This is a genomic window from Hydrocoleum sp. CS-953, from assembly GCF_002260545.1.
Lineage (GTDB): Bacteria > Cyanobacteriota > Cyanobacteriia > Cyanobacteriales > Microcoleaceae > Trichodesmium.
This window is the reverse complement of sequence record NZ_LGSU01001185.1, coordinates 1-7676: the sequence shown is the minus strand read 5'-3', so window position 1 is coordinate 7676 and position 7676 is coordinate 1. Positions and strand designations below refer to the sequence as shown.

The window sequence follows — 7676 nt, the reverse complement described above, 5'->3', positions numbered from 1 at the left end:
CAATTAATAATTATTAATTATTTTTAAGAATAGGATTGCTTAAAAGGAATTTTTTCTTTTTTCTCCTTGAAAGGAGAGGCTTTAAACCTTATTTTTTCGGTAATTTCTCTCAAAGGATATTTTTGGGGAGAAATATCATTAATATAGCAATCCTCTGCACAGTTGTAATATTTTGGTGGTAGGGGCGATTCTTGAATCCTCCCTAAAGGAGTCAGGAGTTAGAATTTACTCATATTTTCAGCTCAAATTAACTATTATAAAAATTGTCACAACCTATTTAGGATTGCTATAGGACTTAGGTAGTACAAGGTATTTTCGTCATTGCGACTGACAGGTAATATCAAATCCACTTAATTCGGTATAAAAAAATATTCATCTTCAGCTATTAGTAAATATTTCTAAATTCTCTTCCCTCCTGACTCCTAGATTAACTATCTAATTATACCGATGCTACTGGATTTGATATAAGGAATCTCAAATCCTCATTTTTCATACCTCATGCGTAAGTCCTGATTAATTTGATTTACTACACTTTTTAGTCATACAAAAATGCTCATCATACTAATATAAATTTCTCCACATTGTCTAAAATGAATGGTTTATGTGGTAAATATAAAAAAGTTGGCAATCTTGACGTTGTGCCCAGCTCACTAACTATATACTATATGGGATATTCTGGAGGGATATCAAAAGTTCAATTTATAATCGGGCAATTTAATTTTGAGTAGTTTACTTTTGTAAAAATTAAGTTATACAGTTATGAAAATTCTGGATTCTCAAGGACGATTATTTGGTAAAATTAGTATCTTAGACGTTGGCGCTGTCTTAATAATTTTCATGGTATTATTGGGAATATTTATATTTCCTGGTACTAATAAAAATTCTGTTGCTCAAGTGGGCAATATTGTGACTAAACCAGTTGAAGTTGATGCTATTGTTCTAGGTTTAAAAGGTCGCTACCCTGAAAAATTATTAAAGGAAGGGGAAAAAACTCAATTGATTATTCGGAATCAACCTTATGGAGAAGTTGACCTAAAATCTGTAGAATTTTTAACTAGAAAAGTAGCAGTTCCTCAGCCGGATGGAACGGTAAAAGCTTTACCCGATCCTAGAGATAAAGAAATATTTAGTCGGAATGTTTTATTAACATTGGAAGGTAAAGGTAGAGTTACTGATGATGGTCCTGTTTTAGGAAATATTAAGGTAAAAATTGGCATGACAATTGAGTTGGAGGGTAGGGATTATAATTTTAATGCTAGTGTGATTGATGTACGAGTACAAGAGTAATTAATGGATAATGGATAATGGATAATGGATAATGGATAATGGATAATTGATAATGGATAATGGATAATGGATAATGGATAATTGATAATGGATAATTGATAATGGATAATTGATAATTGATAATGGATAATTGATATAGCAATCCTATTTTAGTTGTAATATTTTCCTGGCAGCTAGGAGTCAGGAGTCAGGAGTCAGGAGTCAGAATTTTCAAGGTTTTCAGCCCAGAAAAACTATTATAAAAACTATTACGACCTATTTAGGATTGCTATAATTACCTCAAGGAAAACCGAGAGGATTGAATATAAGGAAATATCCTGGCACTTTTCTCTTGAAATAGAAGGGTTTATACCTTTATTTTTTTGTAATTTATATTCATATCCGGTTGAATAATTTGGTGTATCTCAATATTTGCAAAAATACTTTTTTCTATTCCTAGTTAATAGTTAAATGTTCCCTAAAAGCAATAAATTTTTGGCTTTCTTCATACATTGAGATGCACCCGAATAATTAGGGTTTTGGGGGAAGGAGCTTACAGAGGTAAGTTTTTAACAAAGGGATGAGTAATCAGTTTTATTTAGTATGAAGTCTCAACAAAAAAATATGCTTTTTTATACCTGAAACTTCCCCCCTCTGCCCTCTCTTATCGAAAAATTAACGTATAAAGGCTCTCTATTCATGGAGAAAAAGTGGTTGAGAGATGGCGTTTTCGGCGCTTGAGCCGACATGAAACGCTGCGCGACATATAAAGCGTTTGTGGAGCATTCCGTAGGATAGCTCCTCTGCAAGAGGCAGCGGCTCTGCAAGAGCGGGTTCCCTTTTCCTCCGGGACGCTAAACGCCATCTCGAATCGACCAAGAGAAGAAAAAATCCTTTTAGCCAATCCCTCTATTACAGAAGAGATAATTATTAATTATTAATGGCTTTGTTGCATGAAAGTATATAGCTATCGCACAAGCAAGTGCATATGTACAATAATAACCTGCGGAAACTACTCTAACTATTGGACAATAGATGAATAGAATATCAATTTTGATATGGGAAAAGCCTGAAACTTTTGCCTATAAAGGCTTTGAGCTTTAATTTGCCAGCCCTAACTATTGGACAATAGATGAATAGAACATCAATAATTGCCAAAGAGAGGGATATAGCTGCAGAATTGATTTTCTATCGCTAATTATGCAACAGAGCCATTATTAATTATTAATTATTAATTGTTAATTATTAGTTATTAATTGTTAATTATTAGTTATTGAACACACTCTCTACTTAGTAGCTACTACTGCTAAATTCCAAGCAAATCTTTTCATTAAAGGTAACTTTTTCAACACCACATCCAACTTTTCTAATTTACGATACATTGGTTCTAATCTTTGATTTTCAATAATAATCTTCTTCCAATAACGTTCTTTATTTGGGTCAACTTTTTCAATTAAATAAAACCTGAGAAAAATCCACAGAGTCCCTAACCAAAAAGTATCATAAGCTGTTTCTGAATAGAGAGATTGAACAAAATCAACAATATTAATATCTAGAGGTGTTTCATCCTCAGTTCTCACTTTTGTTGCAATTCGTCGATAAACATTAATAACTGGATTATGTTTTAACGGTTCCCAAAAACAAGCTTTGCCACCAGGTTTAAGAACCCGGTGCATTTCCCTAATAGCTAATGTTGGATTTGGTAAGTGATGAAGTAGGTTAGAAGCATAAACAAAATCAAAGGTATTATCAGGAAATTCTAATGCCATAGCATCCATAACTCTCCCTTCAATTTTAACTCCATTTTTTTCTGCCAAATTAACAGCAACATCTACCATTCCCGGAGAATAATCTGTTGCTAAACACCGCGCTCCTTTTTTAGCAAAATAAACACTATTTTCTCCTGCACCACAACCTAAATCTAACAAGTATTTATCTGTTAAATCTCCCATTTCTTTGAGGATAAATCTGTTTTCTGGTGCGGTACAACTTTCAAAATAATCAACTACTCGAATACCTTCAATATCAATAGTTGATGCCCATATATCGTGGAATTTTCGTTCTTTAGCTAATATTTCGTCTTGCATTTTTTAGATAGTTATCCATTTTTATCTATTTATTTTACTACTGATATTAAATTCGGTTAAATAGTTATAGATTGAGTCAGGAGTCAGGAGCCAGGAGGATAGAGAATTACAAAGATTTAGTAGTTATGACAATTGGAGAATTTTTTTATGTCTAATCAAACGGATTTGATATAACCACTACTTTATGATAAAATTAAAATACCTATATCTTTTTTATTTGCAATAAAAAGCATTTTTCAACAACACCTTGAACTGTCCATTTCCCTCAAAAATATCACTGGATTCAAAAATTACAGTAGTTTTAGTTTCGGAGTTAGTAAGATACAAAGTTTTATCAGTTTTACTAAATAGGGAAGAGAGATTAGTCTGCAACTTTGCGTATCAATAACATTACTACTATCAGGTAGTAAAAAGATACTTGGTTATGAGTATAAGTCAAGTTGCAATTAAAAATCTATGCACTATCAAAATCTGCAAAACTTCCTATTTGGCCTCCATGTAGATCCTTGGTAGATCCTTGCTGAAATTAACGGTAGTAGCAGGGTCATTTGCTCCATAGAAATGAAAAGAGCTAGCTAAAGTAGTAGTATTGAAGGAGCACTTAGCAATCAGCAATCAGCAATCAGCTTTTCACGGTGTATAATGGGGGATTATTTCCCCCCATAAAAGGCGCACCACTAATTTTTCAAACTCTTGTGGGGGACTTAAACCCTTGGATTTTTAGCTGATAGCTAAATGCTGAAAACTAATAGCTAGTTAAACTAATACACATTTTAAATGCGTATTAGCAAGTCAGAAGTTAAAAGTTAGAAGTCAGAATTAATATAGGGTTTTCCCTGAAACGAGGCACACAACAATAAGTCGTTTAAATGCACAACACCTTAGACCTCTCTAAAAAATAAATTTGCTCTTTATTTAAGATCAGCTAGAGTTGTAAATTTACTGAAAAAATTATTTTTCGTATCTTTTTCGTGGAAATATATTTTCTGTTCCCTACTAAGCGCAAAAAGTCTATATAGCACTTTGCACGACTAATCAGTACAATAACAATAGTAAGTAGAATAAGTTCTAATTTGCTCAAAGTTTATTGCTTCAATTATTGTACTTAAATGTTATACAAAGGGCTGTATCTTTTTCACCAGATGTCTATTAGTAATATTAATGTTGGCAAATAAACCAGCAAAAGGAATAGTAAGGAATAACAGCGAGAGAAAGAATGATTAGGTTTTTCATAATTTTTGCGCCCGTGTAACCTGAAGTTTACAGTTTAATCATCTCCCTAATTTCGCTTTCTATTGGTGATTTATGAGTAAATTTACAGTGATATTTTTGTCTTCAGAGAGTGAGGCAAGAAGCATTAATACTATGAGTCATTCAACCACACCGTAGTGAAACGGATGTATATGTTTGCGTGACTTGCATCACTATCTTTTGATAGACTGTGATATAGCAGTCAGTTTTTTTGGCGTTGGTAAATTAGTGTATGATATTAATCTTAATTACTTAGGAGTCAGGAGTCAGGAGTCAGGAGTCAGGAGGGAAGAAAGAAGAACTAAAGAAGAGTAGAAGGAGAAAGTTTTTTGGTTGCCTCAACGAGATGGGAAGTTCTATCGCGCTCTTATCCGGACATGGTATCATACCTCAAATTACCAACGCCGTTTTTTTTAGTTAGGACAATCAATCTGGGTTGAAAGCCAATAGACAACAACTCCAGAATACTATAGAGGGATGTCAAAAACCTTTAACCTCCTATAGTAGTTGGCTAACTTCTCAAATAAGACCAGATTCGCTTACTCAAGATATTTTATGCTAAGTAAAATTAAATCCTCTCCCCATCTTCCCTACACTTTATCTCCTCATCTTCAGAAAATGATGCTCTATAAACCAGATTTAGCATAATAGGTACTACCTTGTTATGATATAATTTTCACAAGGTAGCACCTATTAAAATTGAGAGAGTGAATATTAGACGGATGCGTAGGTTTGTTCAAGCTTAGAAACAACTTCAGGAACAGATAAACTATTTATATAATGAGTTTCATCAGAACAACTCCAGAGAGCGTGTGCTACTCCTAAGTATCCTTTGGAAACCTTAGATACATTTATAACTGTGCTGATGACTGTTGGTAAACAAGGGCTAGGCATAAATGTTGTGACAAAGGTATTAACCATAGACCACAGCATGATTACCCAAAAAAATCCTAATGCCGGCAATAAAATTAAATCAGGCATGACGAAGCGACCAATGCGCTTCCATACAGCTTGTTGAGGTATTGCAAAAACTACGGCAAGCGTCGCAAAAAGGGAATTATTCAGTTTTTCTGCCATTTTTCTAGATCGTCAGAGTCAGGTTTATCGGGCGCAACAAATCAGACCTATACCAACCAAGGATTCTGAATCGACAATCTGTCTAAATTGTTATAGAAGGTTGACTCTTCATTCTCCTCTCAATGCCTACGAAGTTAGCTGACGGGCTAGGGCTGAGAGATGCCCTTCTCTATATCTTTCTCAAAGATTTCTATTTAGAGATAAGCCCCTTAATTTTGGTTCCTCCGCTCCAGCAGCACTCTTGCTGTGCTTTTCATGCCGGATTAGGCTGACTGTATTTTGCTTTGTAATATAATCTTAACTTCTATAGAGCAAATTTGTCAACATTTTTTTACAAAAATTTTTGTGAATTTGATCACAATTTTGAGTTGGGAATTTCAGATAATGTTGGGACATTATTAAACTATTTGCTCTAAAAAAGTAAGGTACACCTACTTTATTCATTTTATAAATTCGGTTTTCCGGAAAATTCAAAATCTATACTCAACTAATTTGTTATCTGAGTCAGGGACTCTGTTCTTAATCACAGCAGAATGGTGATTATAATCACTAAACTTTGTAAGTGTAATCATTTACTGCGTTAATGTTGTATCACCGTGTCATAATAAAAAATCGCCCATACTAGAAATGTAGAGTTCAAATATGATTTTCATGTATCAAGAACCTCCTGTTTATCTACTTCCATCTGCATTAGGAGACCTTTTTGCCCATGCGAATGCCACAGGTTACATTACCTTAGCCGACCGTTATGGGTTAATGGCAGCTATATTTGATGAGTCTTTGCCAGAAGATGAAAAGCGCTCAATCAATAGGCTACTTCGAGCTATTTGTAAAGGACGTATTAAAGTAATTGATGAAATTTCTGTTATGGCGTAAAACTATACCTAAATAATATTTTAGACTTAACTATAATATAATTTTTTTTAATCAACTTGATTAACAATCTCCTTTTTTACCATTAGGTAGAGTAGCTCCACATAAATCAGTTTCCTCTAATTTTGCTTGATTCAGATTTGCATTAGATAAATTGGCTCCATTTAACTTAGCTTTCTCCAGATATGCTTGGTATAAATCAGCCCAAGACAAATCAGCTTTTTCGAGATTAGCCTGTCGCATAGNTGAAAGGCGTTCATTAATTGGCTTCCTTCAGCTATTTTTTAAAGACCTATTTAAGTTATTTATTAAATTTCCGTTATTGCCTTAAACTATTCCCAAATTATATTTTTGACTTTAATTTAATATAATTTTTTTTAATCAACTTGATTAACAATCTCCTTTTTTACCATTAGGTAGAGTAGCTCCACATAAATCAGTTTCCTCTAATTTTGCTTGATTCAGATTTGCATTAGATAAATTGGCTCCATTTAACTTAGCTTTCTCCAGATATGCTTGGTATAAATCAGCCCAAGACAAATCAGCTTTTTCGAGATTAGCCTGTCGCATAGTTGCACTGTGCATAATTGCACCTGACAAATTAGCTCCTGCTAAATTTGCATCAATTAAATTCGCACTACTTAAGATGGCTCCTCTTAAATTAGCGTCTTTTAAGTTTGCTTTTTGTAAATTAGCTCCTAGTAAATTTGCTTCACTCAAATCAGCTTCACTTAAGTCAGCAAAACTCACCCGAAAATAGTAATCCTATTTTAGTTGTGGTATTTTGGTGGTAGGAGCGAATTGCCATTCACCCCAGCAGGAGTTAGGAGTCAGAATTTATATAAATTTGATAAATGTTTATTACAAATGATAGAAGCAAGGAAGAGGGAATAAGGAAGAAGGAAGAAGGAATAAATAGGGTTTGCTGAAAAAGTCTTTTTTAATGAGTGGGGGAGTAGAGGAGTAGGGGAGTAAATTTTTTTGCTCAACTATGCGCCAAAAATGCTCTCCTTTGTGTTTTCGGAGCAGTTTTAAAAGCTTTAGCCACAGTTTTCGACCAAATTAAACCATGGTCAGCATTATTAGGAGAGTTTGGATCTTTAGTACCTAGTGGGGTAATAA

General features: G+C 33.7%; 6 protein-coding genes and 1 riboswitch. Of the genes, 2 read left to right on the top strand and 4 right to left on the bottom strand.

The genetic code is table 11. The features are described 5' to 3' along the window. The first annotated feature begins 759 nt into the window (after window positions 1-759). On the top strand, window positions 760-1287 hold the full coding sequence (locus tag AFK68_RS19320; RefSeq protein WP_094674265.1) for a DUF4330 domain-containing protein: 528 nt from the start codon (window positions 760-762) through the stop codon (window positions 1285-1287). Between the two features lie 1265 nt (window positions 1288-2552). Here the strand turns inward: AFK68_RS19320 and AFK68_RS19315 are convergent. Together AFK68_RS19315 and AFK68_RS19310 are read right to left on the bottom strand one after the other, a co-directional pair. Then, on the bottom strand, window positions 2553-3353 hold the full coding sequence (locus tag AFK68_RS19315; protein ID WP_094674263.1) for a class I SAM-dependent methyltransferase: 801 nt from the start codon (window positions 3351-3353) through the stop codon (window positions 2553-2555). 1965 nt (window positions 3354-5318) lie between these two features. Continuing rightward, window positions 5319-5681, bottom strand: a complete 363-nt coding sequence (locus AFK68_RS19310) for a hypothetical protein (protein ID WP_094671097.1) — start codon at window positions 5679-5681, stop codon at window positions 5319-5321. Between the two features lie 108 nt (window positions 5682-5789). Further along, window positions 5790-5961: riboswitch (cyclic di-AMP (ydaO/yuaA leader) on the bottom strand. Window positions 5962-6332: 371 nt separating this feature from the next. Between AFK68_RS19310 and AFK68_RS19305 the strand changes: the two genes are divergently transcribed. After that, on the top strand, window positions 6333-6557 hold the full coding sequence (locus AFK68_RS19305) for a hypothetical protein (RefSeq protein WP_094671095.1): 225 nt from the start codon (window positions 6333-6335) through the stop codon (window positions 6555-6557). Window positions 6558-6617: 60 nt separating this feature from the next. Here AFK68_RS19305 and AFK68_RS45710 read toward each other — a convergent pair whose 3' ends face one another. After that, on the bottom strand, window positions 6618-6797 hold the full coding sequence (locus AFK68_RS45710; protein WP_094674261.1) for a pentapeptide repeat-containing protein: 180 nt from the start codon (window positions 6795-6797) through the stop codon (window positions 6618-6620). Between the two features lie 147 nt (window positions 6798-6944). Then, window positions 6945-7304, bottom strand: a complete 360-nt coding sequence (locus tag AFK68_RS19295) for a pentapeptide repeat-containing protein (RefSeq protein WP_094674259.1) — start codon at window positions 7302-7304, stop codon at window positions 6945-6947. Window positions 7305-7676: the final 372 nt, after the last annotated feature.

Bases quoted from the DNA above. Each gene is read 5' to 3' on its own strand.
- AFK68_RS19315 (WP_094674263.1), bottom strand. From the start codon at position 3,353: ATGCAAGACGAAATATTAGCTAAAGAACGAAAATTCCACGATATATGG.
- AFK68_RS19320 (WP_094674265.1), top strand. From the start codon at position 760: ATGAAAATTCTGGATTCTCAAGGACGATTATTTGGTAAAATTAGTATC.
- AFK68_RS45710 (WP_094674261.1), bottom strand. From the start codon at position 6,797: ATGCGACAGGCTAATCTCGAAAAAGCTGATTTGTCTTGGGCTGATTTA.
- AFK68_RS19310 (WP_094671097.1), bottom strand. From the start codon at position 5,681: ATGGCAGAAAAACTGAATAATTCCCTTTTTGCGACGCTTGCCGTAGTT.
- AFK68_RS19305 (WP_094671095.1), top strand. From the start codon at position 6,333: ATGTATCAAGAACCTCCTGTTTATCTACTTCCATCTGCATTAGGAGAC.